A 19,898-nucleotide genomic window follows, 5' to 3' on the forward strand; every position below is an offset into this window, starting at 1 on the left:
AACTCCGCGTCGTGTTGCCCGCCCGGTGCCAAGGATTGCCTTGCTGACGATTTTCTCTGCGTTTCCGCTCGGCCGCCGTCTTCCTGGCATGACAGGAGCGACACAGGGACCTGGCATTGCTTTCATCCAGCCGGGCGCCGCCGTCCTTGATCTCCACCACATGATCGACAATATCCACGGGCGCCAGGTGCCCGGCAGCGAGACAGTCTTCACAGAGCGGATGCTTCGACTTGTACCAGGTCCTAAACCGCTTCCATGCAGTGCTGTTATAGAATGGGTCGGTGACCTTCTCCGCTGCCGGGGGTCGGTGCTCCCGGCAGTGCGATGAACCGGGTTCGGCCAGGTTGGGGCAGGGGAAGGCTGCACAGTATTTGCGTGGTTTATTTGCCATCGATCACCATGTCATAAGCATCTTCGAGACTATCGAGGCGACGTTCAATTTCGTCCAACCTCTTTTTGATTTGATCCTTGAACAGCTTCTCAACGGTTTTCTTCACAATGTCCTTGATCTCTTCCTCACGCCATTCTTTTCGTGATCCCATGATAACTCCTTTCTTTACCCTTAGGCAGCTATGCCCTCGGTTGCGTTAGGTGCTGAAACCTTGCAGTATCGGGATTGCTTTAACCGTTCGGCTATATTCCGGCGTTGCTCATCCGTCATTTGACGCGGCCTACTGGCATCATACAGTTGTTGATAGGTGACAGGTCGGTCCAACCAGCAGGCCGTCCGCCGTCGTTGTATGGATCGTTGCTTACGAATCCATCGGTGCTGACCATAAACCCGAGATTTGCAGACAGGTTCATCTGAATACCAAATGCGCTCATGTAGATCCGGGTCCAGGGGGCATAGCGGTGCATCGCATGTTTCGAATGAACGGCATCTATCCATGATGTCCACCTCCTCAATTTGCGATTTCATGACGCAGGCACTCCTGAGCGAAACCGATCACCTGGTCACGGTCGATCCCGTCCCATCGCTCCCGAGTCTCCGCGGCTGCGATATACCGCGCCAGCAGTTCGGCCCTCGGCAGGCGGGTCGGTCGATCGGGCTTGCCATGGCTGCCCAGGCCCTTCAGGAAATTAATTTCGATTCCAGTGGTCCAAGACGGTTGTTCGGTTTTCATGATGCGATCCTTTCAATTTGTTGGTTTCTCAGAATTTTGTGGAGTCCATCCTCGATGTTCCTGGTCGTGGCCTCGATGCGCTCCAGGCGGTTCCGGGCATCAAGGTGAAGGTCTATTTCCGGGATCGACTCGCCATGAAGGACATGCCAGCCATGAGCAGATAGGTAGGTAATCAGCTTGCCGGCCATGGTGGCCGGGTCGGTGTCGGCCGTCTTGATGATGCCGGCGGTCATTGCCTCTAAAAGATCCAGATTCGTCATTTTGGATGCTCCTTTCCGGGTCGTTTTGGGGTCCGGTCGGTTTCGGCCCTCTTTTTTCATGGTTTTCATGAGGTCGATGCGGGTGCCCCCCATGGTATACATGTTAATACGCTCAAAACTGCACCCTTCCGGGTTTTCGAAAAGCCCGCCATTGCTGGCTTTTTGATTTTAAAGGGTTCACTTTCGGTACCCAAAAGGGTTCACTTTTGAGCGTGTATAAGGGTTCACTTTTGAGCGCGAAAATTATCGGTGCCAGCATTTCGGGTGCCTTGGTATCCCCTTCGGATGTCTCGTTGACGTTGACGGAATATTTTGTGCTCGGTCCATCCGAGATAGTCTTCCACCAGTGCATAGATGGTCATGTCATGCTCGCCAGTGCCGCCAGCGTGTTTAATCTCGATGAATCCTTTGGCCAGCAGTTCATCAATGGCGCGGGGGATACTTGTCCGCGCCAAACCGAAGACCCCCTCCAATTTCGTGTACGGCATTTTGATACGATCCAGATCGACGTAACGGTCTGCCCGGAAACCTTGTTTCAGTGATTTTTTGAAGGCGGGGTTGATCTGCCTGGCGTCCAAGAGGGCCAAAAGCACCATGCGGCCATTTTTGGAGAGGGCTTGATAAGCGGCCGAATAAAATACTTTCCGTTCGATGTAGATGCCGCCCTCGGGGGTGTCGTTCTTCATGTGCTGTCCCGCCCCGGCAAACCGTCAAACCATCGCCAAACCCGTTCCAGGTCGAACAGGTATTTCTTGCCCAATTTTTTATGAGGCAATGGATAGTCACGCCGCTTTATCAACTTGTAGATCTCGTGCTCGGACCAAGGAAATTCAGGTCTTGCCGCAAGACCTTTTATGTCCACGACCACCCGCGCCATTTAGAATATTTCCTCGCGGTCGCACTGGAGCATTTCGGCCCATAGTACTTGCTTGTCTTCCGGCAGGGTCCGCCGGCCTCTGACCACCCTGGAGACGGCTGCGTCATCGGTGCCGATCTTCTGCGCAAAGTCGGCTTGCGTTCCGAAATGCTCGATGATCTTAAGTTTCAATTTGATGTTCATGATGCGCCCCTTTTTTGTCATTTGTCACTGCTTACTGACTTCTAATGCTTAAAAAAATTTACCGGCCGCTGCTAAAAGTTATATTGTGCTTGGCCATGGCCTTGTTGCGGATGTCGCCAAGCCTCAAGATCGTGAAACCAGATACATTGTTATCCAAGATCCAATCATTGAGTTTTGAATGAAACCCTTCAACATTACCAGTCCCGACCTCAAAATCTTCACTTTCGTCCCATTCTCCACTCTTTATACGGCCCGCCGCATAAAATTCGATGAAGGACCATTCCGCCCCATTTTCAATATTCTCAACACTTTTGATCTCATAACAATGCAGATAATCATAGAAGTGCCCAAACTGCGGATTAAGAAGGGTGTCCTTATGTTTTTCACTTAGCCGACCTATTATCCCAAGAATAACTAAAAGTGGCAAACCCATGTCGGCACTCATAAAATCGATCATCGCAAACTGTATTAGGTTTTTGTGCGAATAAAGTCGGATATGGCCCTTACCTCGGGCAGGGGCCACTTCCGGTTCGACCAGCTTTATGTCTGTCCAATGCTTAACGGTCCGAACCGGCCGCCCTATGTGCTCGGCGATCTCTTGCTTCGTGAATTGTCCTGGTGTTTTTGGCTTCATAAGTTGTCACCTATCACTGACAACAAAGTGTGTCAACAAATTTTTTAGACCCTCTGCGGTACCTAAGGACCTGGCCATCTGGATCAAAAAATCTGGCAGATTTCTGCCATACGACCAGAAAAAAACGGCTAAAAACGGCTAATATTGACAATTTTGTAAAAAAAGAGGGGTTAACCGTATTGGCTAACCCCTTGATTTTTATGGTGCCGGAGGTCGGAATCGAACCGACAAGGGCTTGCGCCCGGCGGATTTTGAGTCCGCTGCGTTTACCTATTTCACCACTCCGGCATGAAAGCGGCTATATATTGAAAAGTGGCCGGGTTGTCAATGCTCTTGACGGCGCTTTGGCGTCAAGCCTCCAATTCCGTTTGAAAAAGTCGCTTGAACAGATCGGATCTGAAAGGGTTGAGACAAGGCGCCGGTCAACCGCCAACGATCTGCGTGAAGGCCGCCAGGACATGCTCACCGGCCACCGCCCCTTCCCTTAGAATGACCGGCACCGTGGCGGTCACATCCACGACGGTCGAGCCGGGGCCGCCGGCCAGTGGTCCGGCATTCAGCACCAGGTCCGCAGCCTCCAATACGGACGGGTCGATCTCTTCCACGGCAGCACATCCCGGCGCGCCGGAGCGATTGGCGCTGGTGCCGGTCAGCGGGCAACCTGCGGCGCCCACCAGGGCCGCGGCCACGGGGTGGCGTACCCGGCGCACGCCGATGGTGCCGCTGCCGCTGGTGAGGATCGGGGACAAGCCGGGGTGGGCCGGCACCACGAAGGTGACGCCGCCCGGCCAGAAGCGGGATATCAGCTGGAGGACCGGGGAAGCGATTTCGCCGGCCACTTGATCGAGCATCTCCATGCGGTCGATGAGCACCAGAATGGGTTTGCCGGGATCACGGCCCTTGATGCGGAAGATGCGCGCCAGGGCTTCCGGCTTGCCGGCATCGGCGGCCAGGCCGTACAAGCCGGTGGTGGGGATGATCACGACGCCGCCCTGTCGGATGAGCCCGGCGGCCCGCTCGATGGTGTCGCGGGCCGGCTGCCGGGCATCCACGGCAATGATGTTACCGGTAGGCTTCAAGGCGTTTGGCCTTGCGCTCGACCTCGTCGGCCATCTCCTGCTTAAACCGGCCCAGCAGGGCGGCCAGTTGGGGATCGGCCAGGGCCAGAATCTGGACGGCCAGGATGCCGGCGTTGCGGGCGCCAGGCTTGCCCACGGCCACGGTGGCCACCGGGATGCCGGGGGGCATCTGCACGGTGGAGAGCAGGGCGTCGAGGCCTTGCAGGCTCGATGAGTCGATGGGCACGCCGATGACCGGGAGCGAGGTCTGGGCCGCCATAGCCCCGGCCAGATGGGCCGCATGGCCCGCGCCGGCGATGATCACCTTGATGCCGCGCTCGGCCGCCGTGGCGGCGAAGCGGGCGGCCCGCTCGGGCGTGCGGTGGGCCGAGGCCACGGTCATTTCAAAGGGCACGCCGAACTTTTTCAACATGGCCACGGCCCCTTCCATGACGGAGAGGTCCGAGTCGCTGCCCATGACGATGCCCACCTGTGGCTTGACCTGGAACCGCTTCAGGGCCTTGAGGCCGATATCCTTGCGATAGTGGACATCTTTCCAACTGATCTTGGCCACGGCCTGGTAAGCTTTCTGGATGGCCTTTTCGACATTGTCGCCCAGGGCGGTGACGCCCAGGACCCGTCCGCCGTTGGCCACGATAGCGCCGTCCCTGGCGGCGGTGCCGGCATGGAACACGGTGACGTCTTTCATGCGCTTGACCTGGTCCAGGCCGCTGATGGAGTGGCCTTTTTTATAGCTGCCCGGATAGCCGCCGGCGGCCATGACCACGCACACCGTGGCGCGCGGGTCGATGTCGAGGCGGCACTGATCCAGGCGGCCGTCGATGATGGCCTCCATGATGGGCACCAGGTCGCTCTTGAGGCGCATGAGCAACGGCTGGGCCTCGGGATCGCCGAAGCGGCCGTTGAATTCGAGCACCTTGATGCGGTCGCGGTCGATCATCAAGCCGGCGTAGAGCACGCCCTTGTAAGGCCGGCCCTCGGCCGCCATGCCGCGCACCGTGGGCAGCATGATCTCTTTGATCACCTTGTCGTGCAGGAACTGATCGACCACGGGGGCCGGCGAATAGGCGCCCATGCCGCCGGTGTTGGGCCCCTTGTCGTCGTCGAAGACCGGCTTGTGATCCTGGGAGGTGGGCAGGGGCAGGACGGTCTTGCCGTCGGTGAAGGCCAGGAAGGAGGCCTCTTCGCCCACCAGGCACTCTTCCACCACCACCTGGCGGCCGGCGTCGCCAAAGGCCTTGTCCACCATGATCTGCTTGAGTCCGGAGATGGCCTTGGCCACGGTGTCGCAGACGATGACGCCCTTGCCGGCGGCCAGGCCGTCGGCCTTCACGACGATGGGCGCACCCACCTTTTTGACATAGGCCTCGGCCTGTTTATAGCTGCTGAAGGTAGCACCCTGGGCCGTGGGTACGCCGTACTTGTTCATGATGTACTTGGCAAAGGATTTGCTCGCCTCGATGGCCGCCGCCTTCTGGCTGGCGCCGAAGATGCGCAGGCCCGCCTCTTCGAACCGATCCACGATGCCCATGGACAATGGGCCTTCAGGGCCCACGACGGTCAGATCGATCGTGTTCTGACGCGCGAAAGCCAGCAACTGGTCCACGTCCTCTGCGCCGATGGGCACACACTCGGCCAGTTCGGCGATGCCCGCGTTGCCCGGCGCGCAGTAGATCTTTTTGACCAACGGGCTCTGACTGATTTTCCAAACCATGGCGTGTTCGCGACCGCCGCCGCCGACCACCAGTACGTTCATCGTTACCTCCCCTTATGCTGTTCGGATATGGATTAATGCTCTTTGTCGTTCAATTCAGATGTTCGAGATGCCATCCGGGCGGCCGTACAGCCCACCCCCTACACTGCCTGTTTGGATGACCTGCTTGAATTGTCAACCAACTGCGCAGAAACGGGATTTACACCCGCCCCTTCATGATCCGGATTCCGCCAGGGCCATCAGCCGGGCCTGTTTCAATTCGGTGAGTTCGGCCCCGGAGATGGCGGCACCCCGCAAGCCGCCGCTCAGGCTCACTTCGGACAGGTAGGTGGCGCCGTCGCTGGTGATCACCAGGTCGATATGGGCAAAGGGCATTTCGGCCCGATCCATGATCTGCCGGCAAAGCGCTTTCTGCGAGAGGTCGAGCGTATAGGGCCGGCTCTCGCCCCCGGCGGCCAGGTTCTTGCGGAAGCCGATGGGATTGCAGCGCGCATAGGCTTCCCAGTAATCCCCCACCGCGATGATGCGGAGGTCGGTTTCGACCTGCAGAAACGGCTGCAACACGAACGGATAGTGGTGACCGTCGAGACTCAGGCAGTTGTAAAGGGTTTCCAGCTGGTCCCACTTGCGCACCCCGTGCCCGCAGTGCTGGCGTTCAGCCTTGGTGACGGCCGCACCAATCCCTTTGCGTTCATAATCGGTGACGGCATCGAGCAGGGTCTTGCGACGATCGATCACGCGGGTCTCGGGTGCCATCCACGGTTTCAGAATCAGGGCCTGGGCCGTTTTCGAGGCGCTGACCATCTGGGCGCCGGCCGACGGCAGCAAACGCACCCCGCGGGCCATGAGATCGATGAGCATCGCCGGTTTCAGATAGGTCGGCGGCACCTGGCCGATAAACAGGTCGCCGGGGCCGAGGTCATGGAACGCCTGGGTCAACTGGCTGAATCGGTGAATGATCATCTTCGGTTATCGATTGCGATGGGCTTGAATGCCCAGTTCGATCAACCGGTCGAGCAACTGGCCGAAGGAAATGCCCGCCGTCTGGGCCGCCTGGGGGAACAGGCTGGTGCGGGTCATACCAGGGATCGTATTGGTTTCCAAGACAAAAAAGTCATCGCCGCGCAGCATCATGTCGGTGCGGCTGTATCCTTTGCAGAACAGGGCCAGATGGGCCCGGCAGGCGTAATCCTGGGCCTTGGCCGTCAGCTCGGCGCTGATGCGGGCCGGACAGATCTCCTGGCTCGCGCCGGCAGTGTACTTGGCCTCGTAATTGAAAAAGGGGTGGCTCGGGTCGGGAATGATTTCGATCAGGGGCAGGGCCTCGGGTTCATCGTTGCCCAGAACGCTCGCGGTGATCTCGATGCCGTCGATATAGGCCTCGATCAGGGCGGTGGCATCCTCGTCGAGCGCCTTGGCGATGGCCGGCGCCAGCTCCCCGGCATGGCGAACGATGCTCATGCCGATGCTCGATCCGCCTACCACCGGTTTGACCACCAGGGGCAGCCCGAGTCGCGTCACCAGGCGGTCGCTCTCCACGGGATCGCTGCGCCGCACCACCGCGTAGGGGGCCACGGGTATGCCGTTGCGTTCGTAGATCTCCTTGGCCGCCAGCTTGTTCATGCTCAAGGCGCTGCCCAGAACGCCGGAACCCTGGTAGGGGATGTCGAGCAGTTCCAGCATGCCCTGGACCGTGCCGTCCTCACCATAGGGACCGTGCAGGATGATCAGGGCGGCGTCGATCCGACCCGCATCGGCGACGAGTCGGGCCAGATCGGTTTTGGGATCGTAGCGCTCGACATCGTACTTGGCCTTATCCAGTGCCTGAAAGACCTGTTCGCCGCTCTTCAGCGACACCTCCCGCTCCGACGAAATGCCGCCGCTGAGCAATGCGATGGTTTTTTTCATGTGGCTGTCTCCTCTTGGGCGAATTACACGTCAATCGGTTCGTTGGGTCCAAACACCCGCCGTTTGGCCAGGGCAAACTCCTCGGGCGTGATCAGGTTCTTTTCCAGCAGCTGGGCCAACGCCTCGATCTCGCGAATGCGCTGCCGTTCAGGGTCCTCCAGCTCCAGATGCGCGTCCTGGCCGCCGGCCTCGATGGCGGCCGGCCCCACGGGGGCGCCGAGCTTCAGGGAGGCCATGCCGCCTAAAAAACTCACTTCCAGGGAACGGCCTCGAAACAGGGGGGATTGCATGGCCTCTTTCAGGGAGCGGCCCTCGGAACGCAATTTACGGTAAAACAGGTAGGCCGACAAGGCCACCAACCCCATACCGGCCAGCACGATCCAAAGCAGGTACTGCACCAGGCCGCCGAAAAAGAGCACGAGCAACCCCAGCGCGGCCAGCAGCACCACGTGGAGCACCAGGATGGTATAGGCCATGGCGATGCTTTTAAACAAGCCTTCGCGTTTGTTGTCAATTTTGTTAGACATTTTTTTATCAACCGGCCGCCAGCGGACCCAGCGCGGCGTCAGCTTCGTTCTCGCTCATTTTTGGACGCCAGGCGTTCGGTAAGGTCCGGCATGTACTTTTGGTCCATCTCGAAGCGGATATTGCCCTGGCGCGCCATGTTGAGTTTCATGATCAGGAAATTGAGCTTTTTCAAGGTGGTGTAGCGTGCGGCGGTATCCGGCATTTGCGCCAGCAGTGCTTCGGTGAGGTGGATTTCCTTTTTGATTTCGATTTCCGGTGGCAGGCAATCCGCGTTTTTCAAAATCTTATAGGAGAGGCGCAAATCCTCGGGGATATGGCTGTCCCGAGCGAGATCGAGCGGCCGGCCGGCCCCCTGCAGGTTATCGAACATCCCCTTTTCCTGAGCCTTTCGAATCCGCTCTTCCACTATTTTTTCAAATCCGGTAATCATGATTTCCTCGGCGGAAAAAAATGGCCTTAGGAAAGGCCCGATCCGTTAGATCTGCGAATATAATACATTGGATTTCAGCTTTTCAAGGTCTATGTCCGAAATTTGCCGTGATCGAACCGGTGTCCGGCCGGACACCGGTTCGGCCGCTGGATTTGACAGACCGATGATGGATCAATATTTTTCATTTTAATAATAACGAGAGCAGACGGATCAATCGGATCGATGACAAAAAAATCCCCGCCAGACCATCAAGCCCGTGAATTCGACCGTCGCACCTCATTCATTATCGTGGAATACGAGGTCAACGAGGGCCGCTTCCGCGATATTCTGAAAAACATCGGACCCAAGGGACTCTTCATCGGCACCCGGCGCGTCATCGAAAAAGACCAGGACATCACCTTGAGATTTCCCCTCTTTTCATTCGATCAACCCATCGAGGTCAAGGGGCGCGTCACACGCACGACGCCGCACGGATTTGCGGTGGCCTTGGACGAAACCTTGGATGGCCTGCTCCAGAAGGACGGCCGACTCTCCGATATCGTTCATGAAATCGACAGATAGTGTCCGTCCACAAATAGGCAAATTGGGTCGAGATCAAGGCGCACGAGAAATTTAACCGCAGGCATATAGTTGATATTCCGAGGATTAAATTTTTCGCGCAACGCCGATATCGGGCCAAATGGCCATTTGTGGATGGGCAATAGACAAGCATCCGACGCCAATCCACGCCGCGTCTATCCATCCAAAAACGATCGAATGACACCCAGGGCCTCGGCCGGTCTTTCCATGGGAATCAAATGGCCGGCGTCCTGAACCTCGTGGTACCTTCCCAGGGGCATTGATGCCGCCACCCGCTTCAAGTCAATAAAGGGCTTGTTTTCGCTTTGCCCGCCCTCCATGACCAGCGCCGGGGGTTTGACCCGGGCCAGTTCTGGCCATGGGTCATGCTGAATGCTGCCCATGAAAAGCGCCGCTTCCCGTTCGGGCGAGCAGGCGAGACGGAGCCCGTTGCCATTGTCGCCGATGATGCCATGGGCCAGGTAGAGGGCGAGTACCTCCCGGTCCCATGACTGGAAGAAGGACTTACTCTGAAAATAGGCCCACGCCTCATCCCGATCCGACCACCCGTTGCGTCGGCGGATGGCTTTGGCGGCCATGGGATGCTGTTCCCTGGAAATTTTCGCCCCGTAGAACTCGCCGGGTAAAAAGATGGGTTCGATGAGCACCAGTTTGGCCGTATCCAGGCCATGTACCGTATGGGACAGGGTGAGCACGGCGGCGCCCATGGAGTGGCCGACCATCATGGGACGGTTCAGCTGCAGGCGATCGCAGAGCAATGTCACGTCGCCGGCCAGGTCCCGCCACCCCAGCCAGCCGTTTTCCGGATCGATGGTGCGGTGATCGAACAGGCTCGGTACGATCACCCGATAAGGGCCGGCCAGGTCCCGCGCAATGGGATGCCACAGCCAGGGCAAAAAACCGGTGGCATGCAGTATCAATACGGTCGGTCCGTCGCCTGGATATTCGAGATAGGCCATCGTCATGTCGCCGATGGTTTGATAACAGATGTTCGGTTGCACGATCTTTTAACCTCATCACAATAGTGACGCCACCGTAAAAAGCCCAATATCTGCGTTGTGCTCATCCCGTCGTCCTTGCGGCGTACGACAAGTACGCCTCAGGACACGGAATTTCGCACGCCTTGATCTTGAACTTTTTACGGCGCCGTCCGACATCGGTATTTTACACAGCCATCCTGGCTCATCGGCCGGGATGGCCATACTCGGCCGCCTCCCGAGATTCGAGGATCTGCCAGAGCGCCTTGGCTTCCTCGAATCCCGGGTCCTGCGCATTGATCTGGCGCAGGTGTTGCCGGGCATCGTCCCACCGGCTCTGATCCAGGTAGAGCCGGATCAGCGCCAGCCGGGCATCCTCATGCGTTCGGTCCAGATTCAGGGCGTTCAAGAAGGATGCTTCGGCTTCGTCGGACCGGCCGGCCAGCTGATGCATGAGCCCCAGTCCAAAATGGTTGTCCGCATGATGGGGGCGCAGTTGGACGGCCCGCTCGAGAGCGCGCGACGCATCCGCCACGTTGCCCAGATCCGCATAGGCCATGCCCATGTTGAAATAGAGGCGGTCATCGTCCGTGTAGCCGCAATCGACGGCTGCCTCGTAAAATTGGACCTCTTGGGCGCGATCGCCGATCTGCCCCCAGATGTATCCCAAATGATACAGGGCCAGGCAGTTATCGGGGTCTTCGGCCAGGAGCCGCTCGTGTGCCAGCCGGGCCGTTTCCCAATCGCCGGTTTGGACGGCGGCATCGATGCCGGGATGGCATTCCCGGTCGGTCTGCAGGGTCGGCGTTGGCGTGGCGCATGCGATCAACAGCAGGCCGTACACCAGCCCGATCAGAACCCGGGCAGACTTGTTCAATAGAAAACGCGATGCGGTATCAACAGCCGACATGATTGGTCCATCCTCATTTGTTTAAAAATCTATCCATAAGGGTCCTACAGGCCATGGAGATTCCACAAGCTTATATTAGCCCTTGCAGCGAACCGCAAGCTATGGTTTTTTGATATATCAAATTGATCATCCTCGGAAAAAGATCAAGACTGGCAGAAACCCGAGGGCGACAACCCGCAGGAGGATCGAGATGCTAGGCCAACGAACGTCGTACCCGAAGGCGACTGTCTGGGTCGCGATCCTCCTGCTGTCGGCCGCCGGGTTGCCCCTGCCCCTGCAGGCTTCGGGGATGCCTTTCGCTCCCGGGGAGCGGCTGGAATATGAGTTGCGATGGGAAAACATTCCGGCCGGTTCGGCCATCCTAGAGGTCCATTCACCCAAGACCATCAATGGCGAGACCGCCCACCACTTCGTGCTGACGGCCCAATCCAACGCCTTCATCGATCTGTTCTACAAGGTGCGCGATCGGATCGATGCCTACGCCGATTTGGATATGACCTGCTCTGTGCACTATGAAAAGCGGCAGAACGAAGGCCGTCACAAGAGAAACGAGGTAGTGGTTTTCGATTGGGATGCCCGGGAGGCGCGCTATACCAATTATGGCCGATCCAGGCCCGCTATCGAACTGATGGCGGGCAGTTTCGATCCCCTGTCGGCATTTTACTTCAGCCGAACGGTCGGCCTGGACATCGGGCAGCGGCTCGAACGGCCCATCACCGATGGCCGCCGGAATGTCATCGGCCGTTTGCGCGTGGTGGCGCGGGAAAAGATCATCCTGCAGAACGGCGCGTGCTACGATACGTTTCGGGTCGAGCCCGAGCTGAATCAGGTGGGCGGGGTCTTCAAAGAGAGCAAGGATGCCAGGATCCACCTCTGGATCACGGCCGACGAACGGCGTATCCCGGTGAGAATCAAGAGCAAGGTGGTGGTCGGGCACTTTGTCGGCGAGCTCGTATCGGTGCGTTGACCGCCGACCGCTACAACGCCGTTCTGTCTTTCAGGACCTCGAAACCGGATATGATGTCCAGCAGTTCATTCGTGATGTTCATCTGGCGCTGTTCGCGAAACAGTTTTTTCAAATCCCCCTGGAGTTCATCGATATTTTTTTCCGCCGATTGCATGGCGGCCAGGCGTGCCGAGTTTTCCCCGGCAAGGGACTGCACGAGGGCCCTGTAAATAGAGACGTAAAGGTATTGCCGGAACAGCTGCCGAAACAGCTCTTGACCGGAAAGCCCCAGCAGGGGGATGCATTTGCTCGGCCAGGGTGTCTCTTGATGGCGGCGCATCCAGCTGTGGTCGAGCGGCAAGACAGGATAGAACGTCTGTTCATACCCCATTTTTCCGGAAAGCGCATTGTGGCAGAGGTAAAACGACTCGGTGCCCCGGGTACGCTGCCAGCGTTCCAACTTGCCGATCATGTCGCCGACCATGTGGTGCACGGCGGTCAGGCTCCCCGGCGCCTGGTATTCAAGGGACGGCGGGTCGCCGCCATCGTCGATGGCGGCGGCGACTCTCTCCCCCACGCACCAGAACGTCACGGCCACGTCCTTTTCGCGGCGTTTTCGGGATTCGGCCAAGGCCGTGGCGGCGATGATGTCATTGAACTGACCGCACATGCCCTGGTCCGATCCGATGACGATCACAACCGCCTGCTTGTTCGAGACAGGGCCGGGTTCCACCCCGGCGTACCGGAACAGGGCCTGCCACCCTTGATCCACGACCCGGCGATAGGCTTCCAGCGACACCACGGCGCGCTCGTACTGCCGGATGTTGACAGCCGCCAGGCTCTTCATTGTCTTGACCACCGAGAGCAACTCCTCGGCGGTCCTTATTTTCTTATCCAGAACTTCCAGGGTCTGCATCGGGTGCCTCGACTTCCCTTATGGCATCGCGGATCACCTGATCCATCTTTTCCCACAGCGGATCGTCGGATCCAATGGTGTCGATACGATCCTCCAGATCAGGAAGGGCGGCCTCGATCTTCTCGAAAACCGCCTCCTGGGCCCTGGCCATCCGGTTTTCGGGGACAGGGTCCAGATATCCCCGGGTGACGGCCAGCAGCACGGCGATCTGCCGGGCGGCCGTCAAGGGGGAAAACTGGTCCTGTTTCAAGGCCTCCCGCACCCGCAGGCCGTGGTTCAGACTCTTGCGGGTGCTGTCGTCCAGGCGGGCGCCGAAGCGGGCAAAGGATTCGAGTTCGTGAAACTGGGTATAGGAGAGCCTCAAATCGCCGGCCACTTTCCGGTAGGCCGGTATCTGGGCCTTGCCGCCCACCCGGGAAACCGACTTGCCCACCTCCACCGCCGGCAGGACGCCCTTCTGAAACAGGTCCGGGGAGAGGTAAAGCTGGCCGTCGGTGATGGAGATCAGATTGGTGGGGATGTAGGCCGATATATTCTGAGCCTCGGTTTCTGCGATGGGCAGTGCCGTGAGGCTGCCGCCTCCCAGCTCGGTCTTCAGATGGGTCGCCCGTTCGAGCAGGCGGGAGTGGATATAAAAAATATCGCCGGGAAACGCCTCCCTGCCCGGGGGCCGGCGCAACAGCAGCGACAGCTGCCGGTAGGCCAGCGCGTGCCGGGTCAGATCGTCATAAACGACCATGACGTCCTCGCCTCGGTGCATGAAATATTCGGCCATGGTGGTGGCCGCGTAGGGTGCGATATACTGAAGCCCGGGCGGGTCGTCCCCTTCCACCACCACGACGGTGGTATAGTCCATGGCGCCCCGCTCCTTGAGGTCGGAGATGGTCTTGGCCACACCGGCGCTCCGCTGGCCGATGGCGCAGTAGATGCATTTGACCCCTTTGCCCCGCTGGTTGATGATGGTGTCCAGCGCGATGGCGGTCTTTCCCGTCTGCCGATCGCCAAGGATCAATTCCCGCTGCCCCCGGCCGATGGGAATCAAGGCATCCACCACCTTGAGGCCGGTTTGCAGGGGCTTGACCACCGGAGAGCGGTCCAGAATGGGCGGCGCCTCCTTGAGGACCTCGCGCCGCTCCGTTTCCCCCATGGACCCGAGCCCGTCCAGCGGACGGCCCAGGGGATCCACTACACGCCCCAGGAACTCCGGGCCGACGGGCATGTCCAGGATGCGATGGGTTCTGGCCACGCGCTGACCCGAAGCCAGGGTGTCGTTGGACCCGAAGAGCACGATTCCCACCCGGTCGGGAAGAATATCGAGCACCATGCCCATGCTTTCGTCGTCGAAGAGCACCAGTTCCTCGAATTGGACCCGGGTCAATCCGCCGACCCAGACAATGCCTTCTTCCACGGATCGGATGGTGCCGATCTCTTCGGTTTCCGGCAGGGGGCTGTAATTCTCCATGGCCTGGCCCATGGCCCGGGAAACTTCATCGAGGATGGAATGGATATCGAACTCTTTCATGCGGCATTCCGGCGCTTTGGTGGAATGGCCCGAAGAATTTCCTTCTCCAGGTCCTTGATATACTTGTCCAGGTTCCAGGCCACTTTCCGGTCGCCAGCCAGGGCTTCGATGCCCATGCCCAGGTCCCGGGAGATCTCGAACCCAATGCTTCCGGCAGATGGAAACCACCGGGCGAACATGTCCCGAACCCTTGCCTTGTCCGCTTCGCCGAGTTCGAATCCGGAGATCAACCGCACGGGACCGGCATAGGTGGCACTCTGAAATTCGTTCTTCCCTTCCGCCATTTTTTCCATGAAGACAGAGATGATCCGTGACTCGAGCTTGTCGTCGGCCAGATCCCGGATCACCTGGCCGCCCATGCGCATCACCTGGCGGACGGCATCGGTTTTGAGGTTCATCAGGAAGGCCTGTCGATCGTTGTCCACCTTTTCCATCCAGGATTGACGCAGGGCCTCGATCTCCGTCCGAAGCCGTTCGATCTTTTCTGTCCGCCACTGTTCGACTTCGGTCTTGGCGTCGGCCATCAATTTGGCGCGATCTTCCGTCAAAGCCCGCTGCTGGGCGGCCAGTTCTTCGGCGCGCCGCCGGGCGTCCTCTTTCGCCGCTTCGGATTGCGCCACGGATGCTGCGATGCGCGCCTCGCGGTCCGCCATGGCCCGCATCACCGGGCCATACAGGAACCGCTTCAGCAGCAGCACCAGCACCAGGAAATTGACCATCTGGGCGAAAACCGTGAATCCGTCGATGAGCACGTGTTACCCCCCGGCCTGGGATAAAAAATAGTTCCAGAAAGGATTGGCGAAAATCAAAATCATGGTCACCACAAAGGCGTAAATGGCGGTGGATTCCACCATGGCCATGCCGACGAAGAGGGTCCGGGTGATGGCGTTGGTCTCGTCGGGCTGTTGGGCGATGGAGGCCAGGGCCTGGGCCAGGGCCCGCCCCTCACCGATGGCCGGACCGATGCCACCGATGCAGATGCACAAGCCCGAGGCCACTATGGAGGCCACGGCCACCCATGCTAAATCACTCATAGCGCTTCTCCTTTGGTCGTTTTCCGGATCTGGTTTGAGCTTCCATGGCGGCGCCGATGTACACCGCCGCCAGTATGGTGAAAATATAGGCCTGAACAACACCGGTGAGCAGCCCGAGCAGTTGCATCGGCACAGGGAAAAAAAGCGGTGCGATGAGCAGTAAAATGGCACCGATCATGTTGCTGCTCATGACATTGCCGAAAAGACGAACGGCCAGGGCCAGGGTTCTGCTGATCTCTCCCATGATGTTGAAGGGAAGCATGAAGAAGGAGGGCCTGAGATAATTGGAGAGATAGTCCACAACCCCCATTTTAGAGACGCCGTAAACGGGCACGGCCACGAACACGACCAGGGCGAAGGCGCTGGTGGTGGAGAGGGAGCCGGTGGGCGGATGAAATCCGGGAACGACGGACAGAACGTTGGAAACGGCGATAAACAGAAACAGGGTACCCAGCAAGGGCAGCAGGCCTTTGGGTTGATGCGGCGTGACCGCTTTGAGTTGCCCGCTGATGGCGGACACAACCGCTTCGAGGATGATTTGCCGGCGCGACACCCTTCCGGTCGATGAGAGTCGCCGGGTCAGAAGCCACGATCCGACGGCCAGCAGAGCCATGACCGCCCAGGTGAAGAGAATGGTCCGGTTCAGAACCAGGAGGCCCGATTGCCAGAAGATGACGTTGTCCGGACTAATGTGCACGGTGATGCCCTCCCTTGTGTGCCAGGCCGATCCAACGCGTCATCAGAAACCGCATGACGCCGAAACCGACCAGGGCCGACCCGAAAGCCGCAACGCTGTGTTGCAGGGCCAGCCACAAGCCGGCCAGGGCCGCCACGGCACGCACGAAAAAGCTGATCCCCAGAAATCGCCGGGGGGATCTGCGGCGGGAGATATCCTTGAGGCTCCACCACAGGCCGCCGAAAAACAAGAGACCGAGGAAGGCGCCCCACGCGGCGCCGATGCCGATGTCCAGGGGATCAATTGCCATTGTCCTCTCTTTCTTGGCGGATGGCCTCCCGTTGACGGGAGATCCAGACCCACGCGTTGATGCATCCCATGGCAAGGCCGAACACCATGAGCATCAGGGTCCACGAATACCGGCCCGAATATTTGATATCGATCCAGAGCCCGATGAAAATACCGGCCAGGGTGGGAACGGCCACGGACCAGCCCACCAACCCGAACATGCCCAGGCCGAACCAGAAGGTCTCCTCTTTTTTCTTATCAGCCCGCAGTTTGCGTTTTTCGCGGACCGCCACGGCCCCTCTGAACGACCGTTCCTTTTTGTCGAAGGCTTCAGGCACTTTTCCCGAACTCCATAAATCGACGGATGAAACCGGCCTCCAGGCGGGCGACAGCCGTTCGGGCCTGCTTTTCCCGATCATCCATCTCGTTGACCATCCGGTCCACTGTCGCTTTGAGCAAGCCCAGTTCACCGGAGACGGCCAACTGAGTGGCGATGGTGACCCGCTCCTGCTGTTTGACCAGGATGCCGCCTTTCACGGCGAGGAATTGCTCCGGCCCGGACGGCGGCAGGTATCTCAGGATACCCGGCACCAGGGCGGTCACAAAATCGATGTGCCGGGGCAGGATACCGAAGGATCCGGCCGGCCCTTCGCCTACGATTTTCGTCGCGGCCGTGTCCAGAAAAATATCCGTGGGCAAGTAGATGGTCAGGTTCACGAGGCTCCCTCCTGCGCCCCTTCGGCCGCCGATTCGGCCGCCGATTCGGAGCGAACCTCATCCAAGGTGCCGATCATGTAGAGGGCGCTTTCGGGAACCTTCGAGAATTCGTCGTTCAAAATCCGCTCGCACCCCGAAATCGTCTCCTCGATGTCCACGAAGCGCCCTTCGATGCCGGTAAACTGGACGGTGGTGAAAAAGGGCTGGGTCAAAAACCGTTCCAGGCGCCGGGCGCGATATACGGTGTTGCGATCGTCGCGCGACAGCTCTTCGATGCCCAGCATGGCGATGATGTCTTTCAGGTCTTCATAGTTGGATAAAGTTTTTCGGACCTCCCGGGCCACATCGTAATGGCGCTGGCCCACGATGCGGGGCTGGAGCATGTTGGAGCGGGACTGCAGGTGATCCACGGCCGGATAGAACCCCTCACCCGCCCGCTTGCGCGACAAGACGATGGAGGCGGAAAGATGGGAAAAGGTGTGCACGGCCGATGGATCGGTCAAATCGTCGGCCGGCACGTAAACTGCTTGAATGGAGGTGATGGCCGCCTTGCGGGTGCTGCAGATGCGCTCCTCAAGCTCCGCCAGCTCGGTGCCCATGGTGGGCTGGTATCCCATGCGGGAGGGGAGCCTGCCCAACAGGCCGGACAGTTCGGAACCGGCCTGGATGAATCGAAAAATATTGTCGATGAGCAGCAGGACGTCCTGTCCCAGGTCGTCGCGGAAGTATTCGGCCATGGTCAGGGCCGAATGTCCTACGCGAAACCGGGCGCCGGGCGGTTCGTTCATCTGGCCGAAGACCATGACGGTGTTGTCGCGCACGCCGGCCTCACCCATCTCACGGTAAAGCTCCTCGCCTTCTCGGCAGCGCTCCCCGATGCCGCAAAAGATGCTCATGCCTTGATGCTTGCCCACCATGTTGTGAATCAGCTCGGTGATGATCACCGTCTTTCCCACGCCCGCCCCGCCGAAAAGCCCGGCTTTGCCGCCCCGTTCCAGAGGCACCAGCAGATCGATCGCCTTGATGCCGGTATAAAAAATTTCCTGATGGGCGATGCGTGCGGACAGCGTCAGGGGTGTGCCATGGATGGAACGCAGGGCCACATCTTCCAGCTCTCCCTGGCCGTCGATGGGGGTTCCGAAGACATTCAACATCCGGCCCAAAAGCGATCGCCCCACCGGAGCGGTGAGGGGGGTGCCGTCGGTTCGGGCCGGGTCGCCCCGACCGAGGCCGGAGGTGGCGCACAGGGCGATGCCCCGAATGCGGTTGGCGTCCAGGTGGGAGACCCCTTCGATGGGGATGTCGCCGTTTGCACCGGCATGGATCAACGCGTTCAGCGGCGGCAGACGATCCCTGAAAAAGAGGTCCACGATGCTGCCGCGAACCGACACCACGATGCCTTCATTGACATTTTGCGGGCTGGTTCGATCGTCCATGTTCGTTCCTGGCATGAGGAATCACACGCAAATCCAACGCGCATGGAGGATGGATAAGGGCCGAGGATCGGCATTAAACGTAGAAACTATCCTATAGGAACACGGCAGGGGGTGCAACCGAATTGGTCATTGGCCGAGGATTCTAACTGAAAAACGGTCATTAAACCCGGCGAGGATAGAACAGGTGGCCGATGCCACAAGCCATGCGGTCAAGTGCCGGTAAAATGCACGGCGGGCGGCCCAGAAACTCGCTGCGCTCAAACAGTCTGGGCCGCTTGTCCACCGTTTGCATTAAACCGGCACTAGGACCGCAGGCGTATGTGGCCCTGGCCACCAGCCCTATCCTCGCCTGCCATGCCCATTGCCATGCGTCTTATTATCAAACAACTTCTAAAAAGCTAGTCCTCCAATGTGAATCAAATTCAGTTAGAACCGCAGATCGTTGGTTTGACCGGCCAGCAGTAAAATGCCGGGAGGCACCGCCCCCCGGCACGCGATGGTTATCCAATTTCATCAAACGATCAGCCGATCAAGCCTTGGCCGCCGCGAAGGTTTCGTTGACCCGGTCCCAGTTGATCACGTTGAAGAATGCGGCGATATAATCGGGTCGTCGGTTCTGGTATTTCAGGTAGTAGGCGTGCTCCCACACATCCAGGCCGATGATCGGTATCTTGCCCTGGCTCAATGGGCTGTCCTGGTTGGGTGTGGTCACGATTTCCAGCTCCCCTCTGTCCACGACGAGCCAGGCCCATCCACTGCCAAAGAGCAGGGCGGCCGCATTTGAAAAGTCCTCTTTGAACTTCTCTTGGCTGCCGAAACGCTTGACAATGGCATCCATCGCCGGACCGCCTGGAGCGACGCCCTGCTTTAAAAGGGGCCAGAAAAAGCTGTGGTTCGCATGCCCGCCGCCATGATTGCGGACGGCCGTGCGGATGGCCTCGGGCACCTCGTTGAGGTTGCGCACCAACTGCTCGACGCTGAGTCGTTGCAAGGCGTCGTGTCCCTCAAGGGCTGCGTTGAGTTTATCGACATAGGTTTGATGATGTTTGGTATGATGGATTTCCATGGTACGCGCATCGATGAAAGGTTCCAATGCATCATAGCCATAGGAAAGTTCGGGTAACGTGTGTTTCATAACTCACCCCCTATAGACTGGCAAC

At 58.9% G+C, this 19,898-nt stretch carries 28 protein-coding genes and 1 tRNA gene; 2 read left to right on the forward strand and 27 right to left on the reverse strand.

Annotated elements, in window-relative coordinates:
- From DFT_RS25975 to DFT_RS17205, 15 genes are all read right to left on the reverse strand, one after another.
- Positions 1-391 (reverse strand): HNH endonuclease signature motif containing protein (locus DFT_RS25975; protein WP_152972061.1); only part of this gene is annotated, 391 nt, incomplete at its 3' end.
- Entirely contained in the window at positions 381-542 is a 162-nt protein-coding gene (locus DFT_RS26305; RefSeq protein WP_161807191.1) for a hypothetical protein, read from the reverse strand. The genes DFT_RS25975 and DFT_RS26305, both read right to left, overlap by 11 nt.
- Positions 543-902: 360 nt before the next feature.
- A complete protein-coding gene (locus tag DFT_RS17145; RefSeq protein WP_054032502.1) occupies positions 903-1,124 on the reverse strand; it encodes a hypothetical protein in 222 nt (73 codons plus the stop codon).
- Positions 1,121-1,384 carry a hypothetical protein gene (locus DFT_RS17150; RefSeq protein ID WP_152972062.1) on the reverse strand — a complete coding sequence of 88 codons (264 nt, stop codon included), beginning with the start codon at positions 1,382-1,384 and terminating at the stop codon, positions 1,121-1,123. Before DFT_RS17150 ends, DFT_RS17145 begins: the two co-directional genes overlap by 4 nt.
- Before the next feature lie 224 nt (positions 1,385-1,608).
- Entirely contained in the window at positions 1,609-2,070 is a 462-nt protein-coding gene (locus DFT_RS17155; RefSeq protein WP_054032504.1) for a hypothetical protein, read from the reverse strand.
- Complete coding sequence (locus DFT_RS17160) at positions 2,067-2,261, reverse strand: hypothetical protein (protein ID WP_054032505.1); 195 nt, start codon at positions 2,259-2,261, stop codon at positions 2,067-2,069. The genes DFT_RS17155 and DFT_RS17160 overlap by 4 nt, the downstream gene beginning before the upstream one ends.
- Positions 2,262-2,444 carry a helix-turn-helix domain-containing protein gene (locus DFT_RS17165; protein WP_076750772.1) on the reverse strand — a complete coding sequence of 61 codons (183 nt, stop codon included), beginning with the start codon at positions 2,442-2,444 and terminating at the stop codon, positions 2,262-2,264.
- 58 nt (positions 2,445-2,502) lie between these two features.
- Entirely contained in the window at positions 2,503-3,078 is a 576-nt protein-coding gene (locus tag DFT_RS17170; protein ID WP_054032507.1) for a MerR family transcriptional regulator, read from the reverse strand.
- A 201-nt stretch (positions 3,079-3,279) separates the two neighbouring features.
- Positions 3,280-3,366: transfer RNA gene (locus tag DFT_RS17175), tRNA-Leu, on the reverse strand.
- A gap of 134 nt (positions 3,367-3,500) precedes the next feature.
- Positions 3,501-4,157 carry an L-threonylcarbamoyladenylate synthase gene (locus tag DFT_RS17180; protein WP_054032508.1) on the reverse strand — a complete coding sequence of 219 codons (657 nt, stop codon included), beginning with the start codon at positions 4,155-4,157 and terminating at the stop codon, positions 3,501-3,503.
- A complete protein-coding gene (gene purD / locus DFT_RS17185) occupies positions 4,141-5,913 on the reverse strand; it encodes a phosphoribosylamine--glycine ligase (RefSeq protein WP_054032509.1) in 1,773 nt (590 codons plus the stop codon). The genes DFT_RS17180 and purD overlap by 17 nt, the downstream gene beginning before the upstream one ends.
- Before the next feature lie 171 nt (positions 5,914-6,084).
- Positions 6,085-6,834 carry an ATP-grasp domain-containing protein gene (locus DFT_RS17190; RefSeq protein ID WP_054032510.1) on the reverse strand — a complete coding sequence of 250 codons (750 nt, stop codon included), beginning with the start codon at positions 6,832-6,834 and terminating at the stop codon, positions 6,085-6,087.
- 6 nt (positions 6,835-6,840) lie between these two features.
- Positions 6,841-7,779 (reverse strand): D-alanine--D-alanine ligase family protein, encoded by a 939-nt coding sequence (locus tag DFT_RS17195; RefSeq protein ID WP_054032511.1) that lies wholly within the window; start codon positions 7,777-7,779, stop codon positions 6,841-6,843.
- Positions 7,780-7,802: 23 nt separating this feature from the next.
- A complete protein-coding gene (locus tag DFT_RS17200; RefSeq protein ID WP_054032512.1) occupies positions 7,803-8,306 on the reverse strand; it encodes a hypothetical protein in 504 nt (167 codons plus the stop codon).
- 38 nt (positions 8,307-8,344) lie between these two features.
- On the reverse strand, positions 8,345-8,737 hold the full coding sequence (locus DFT_RS17205) for a DnaJ family domain-containing protein (protein WP_054032513.1): 393 nt from the start codon (positions 8,735-8,737) through the stop codon (positions 8,345-8,347).
- A gap of 222 nt (positions 8,738-8,959) precedes the next feature.
- Between DFT_RS17205 and DFT_RS17210 the strand changes: the two genes are divergently transcribed.
- The gene (locus DFT_RS17210; protein WP_054032514.1) at positions 8,960-9,298 is read left to right on the forward strand and encodes a PilZ domain-containing protein; all 339 of its coding nucleotides are present in this window, start codon (positions 8,960-8,962) and stop codon (positions 9,296-9,298) included.
- 173 nt (positions 9,299-9,471) lie between these two features.
- Here DFT_RS17210 and DFT_RS17215 read toward each other — a convergent pair whose 3' ends face one another.
- Positions 9,472-10,317 carry an alpha/beta fold hydrolase gene (locus DFT_RS17215; protein WP_235506266.1) on the reverse strand — a complete coding sequence of 282 codons (846 nt, stop codon included), beginning with the start codon at positions 10,315-10,317 and terminating at the stop codon, positions 9,472-9,474.
- 181 nt (positions 10,318-10,498) lie between these two features.
- Complete coding sequence (locus DFT_RS17220; RefSeq protein ID WP_054032515.1) at positions 10,499-11,203, reverse strand: tetratricopeptide repeat protein; 705 nt, start codon at positions 11,201-11,203, stop codon at positions 10,499-10,501.
- Positions 11,204-11,393: 190 nt separating this feature from the next.
- Here DFT_RS17220 and DFT_RS17225 point away from each other — a divergent pair, with 190 nt between their 5' ends.
- A complete protein-coding gene (locus DFT_RS17225) occupies positions 11,394-12,170 on the forward strand; it encodes a DUF3108 domain-containing protein (protein WP_054032516.1) in 777 nt (258 codons plus the stop codon).
- A 10-nt stretch (positions 12,171-12,180) separates the two neighbouring features.
- Here DFT_RS17225 and DFT_RS17230 read toward each other — a convergent pair whose 3' ends face one another.
- The 10 genes from DFT_RS17230 to DFT_RS17275 all read right to left on the reverse strand — a co-directional run bounded on the left by DFT_RS17230 (position 12,181) and on the right by DFT_RS17275 (position 19,873).
- Positions 12,181-13,065 carry a F0F1 ATP synthase subunit gamma gene (locus DFT_RS17230; RefSeq protein ID WP_054032517.1) on the reverse strand — a complete coding sequence of 295 codons (885 nt, stop codon included), beginning with the start codon at positions 13,063-13,065 and terminating at the stop codon, positions 12,181-12,183.
- Positions 13,040-14,587: an alternate F1F0 ATPase, F1 subunit alpha gene (locus DFT_RS17235; protein ID WP_054032518.1), complete on the reverse strand. Its 1,548-nt coding sequence runs from the start codon at positions 14,585-14,587 to the stop codon at positions 13,040-13,042. The genes DFT_RS17230 and DFT_RS17235 overlap by 26 nt, the downstream gene beginning before the upstream one ends.
- Positions 14,584-15,339: a F0F1 ATP synthase subunit B family protein gene (locus DFT_RS17240; protein WP_054032519.1), complete on the reverse strand. Its 756-nt coding sequence runs from the start codon at positions 15,337-15,339 to the stop codon at positions 14,584-14,586. The genes DFT_RS17235 and DFT_RS17240 overlap by 4 nt, the downstream gene beginning before the upstream one ends.
- A 3-nt stretch (positions 15,340-15,342) precedes the next feature.
- A complete protein-coding gene (locus DFT_RS17245) occupies positions 15,343-15,621 on the reverse strand; it encodes a F0F1 ATP synthase subunit C (RefSeq protein ID WP_054032520.1) in 279 nt (92 codons plus the stop codon).
- A complete protein-coding gene (locus tag DFT_RS17250; protein ID WP_054032521.1) occupies positions 15,614-16,318 on the reverse strand; it encodes a F0F1 ATP synthase subunit A in 705 nt (234 codons plus the stop codon). Before DFT_RS17250 ends, DFT_RS17245 begins: the two co-directional genes overlap by 8 nt.
- Complete coding sequence (locus DFT_RS17255) at positions 16,308-16,607, reverse strand: N-ATPase subunit AtpR (protein WP_054032522.1); 300 nt, start codon at positions 16,605-16,607, stop codon at positions 16,308-16,310. Before DFT_RS17255 ends, DFT_RS17250 begins: the two co-directional genes overlap by 11 nt.
- A complete protein-coding gene (locus DFT_RS17260; protein WP_054032523.1) occupies positions 16,597-16,923 on the reverse strand; it encodes an AtpZ/AtpI family protein in 327 nt (108 codons plus the stop codon). The genes DFT_RS17255 and DFT_RS17260 overlap by 11 nt, the downstream gene beginning before the upstream one ends.
- Complete coding sequence (locus DFT_RS17265; RefSeq protein WP_054032524.1) at positions 16,916-17,302, reverse strand: ATP synthase F0F1 subunit epsilon; 387 nt, start codon at positions 17,300-17,302, stop codon at positions 16,916-16,918. Before DFT_RS17265 ends, DFT_RS17260 begins: the two co-directional genes overlap by 8 nt.
- The gene (gene atpD / locus DFT_RS17270) at positions 17,299-18,738 is read right to left on the reverse strand and encodes a F0F1 ATP synthase subunit beta (protein WP_054032525.1); all 1,440 of its coding nucleotides are present in this window, start codon (positions 18,736-18,738) and stop codon (positions 17,299-17,301) included. Before atpD ends, DFT_RS17265 begins: the two co-directional genes overlap by 4 nt.
- A 529-nt stretch (positions 18,739-19,267) precedes the next feature.
- Positions 19,268-19,873 (reverse strand): superoxide dismutase, encoded by a 606-nt coding sequence (locus tag DFT_RS17275; RefSeq protein ID WP_054032526.1) that lies wholly within the window; start codon positions 19,871-19,873, stop codon positions 19,268-19,270.
- Between the last annotated feature and the right edge of the window lie 25 nt (positions 19,874-19,898).

This window comes from Desulfatitalea tepidiphila, from assembly GCF_001293685.1.
Lineage (GTDB): Bacteria > Desulfobacterota > Desulfobacteria > Desulfobacterales > Desulfosarcinaceae > Desulfatitalea > Desulfatitalea tepidiphila.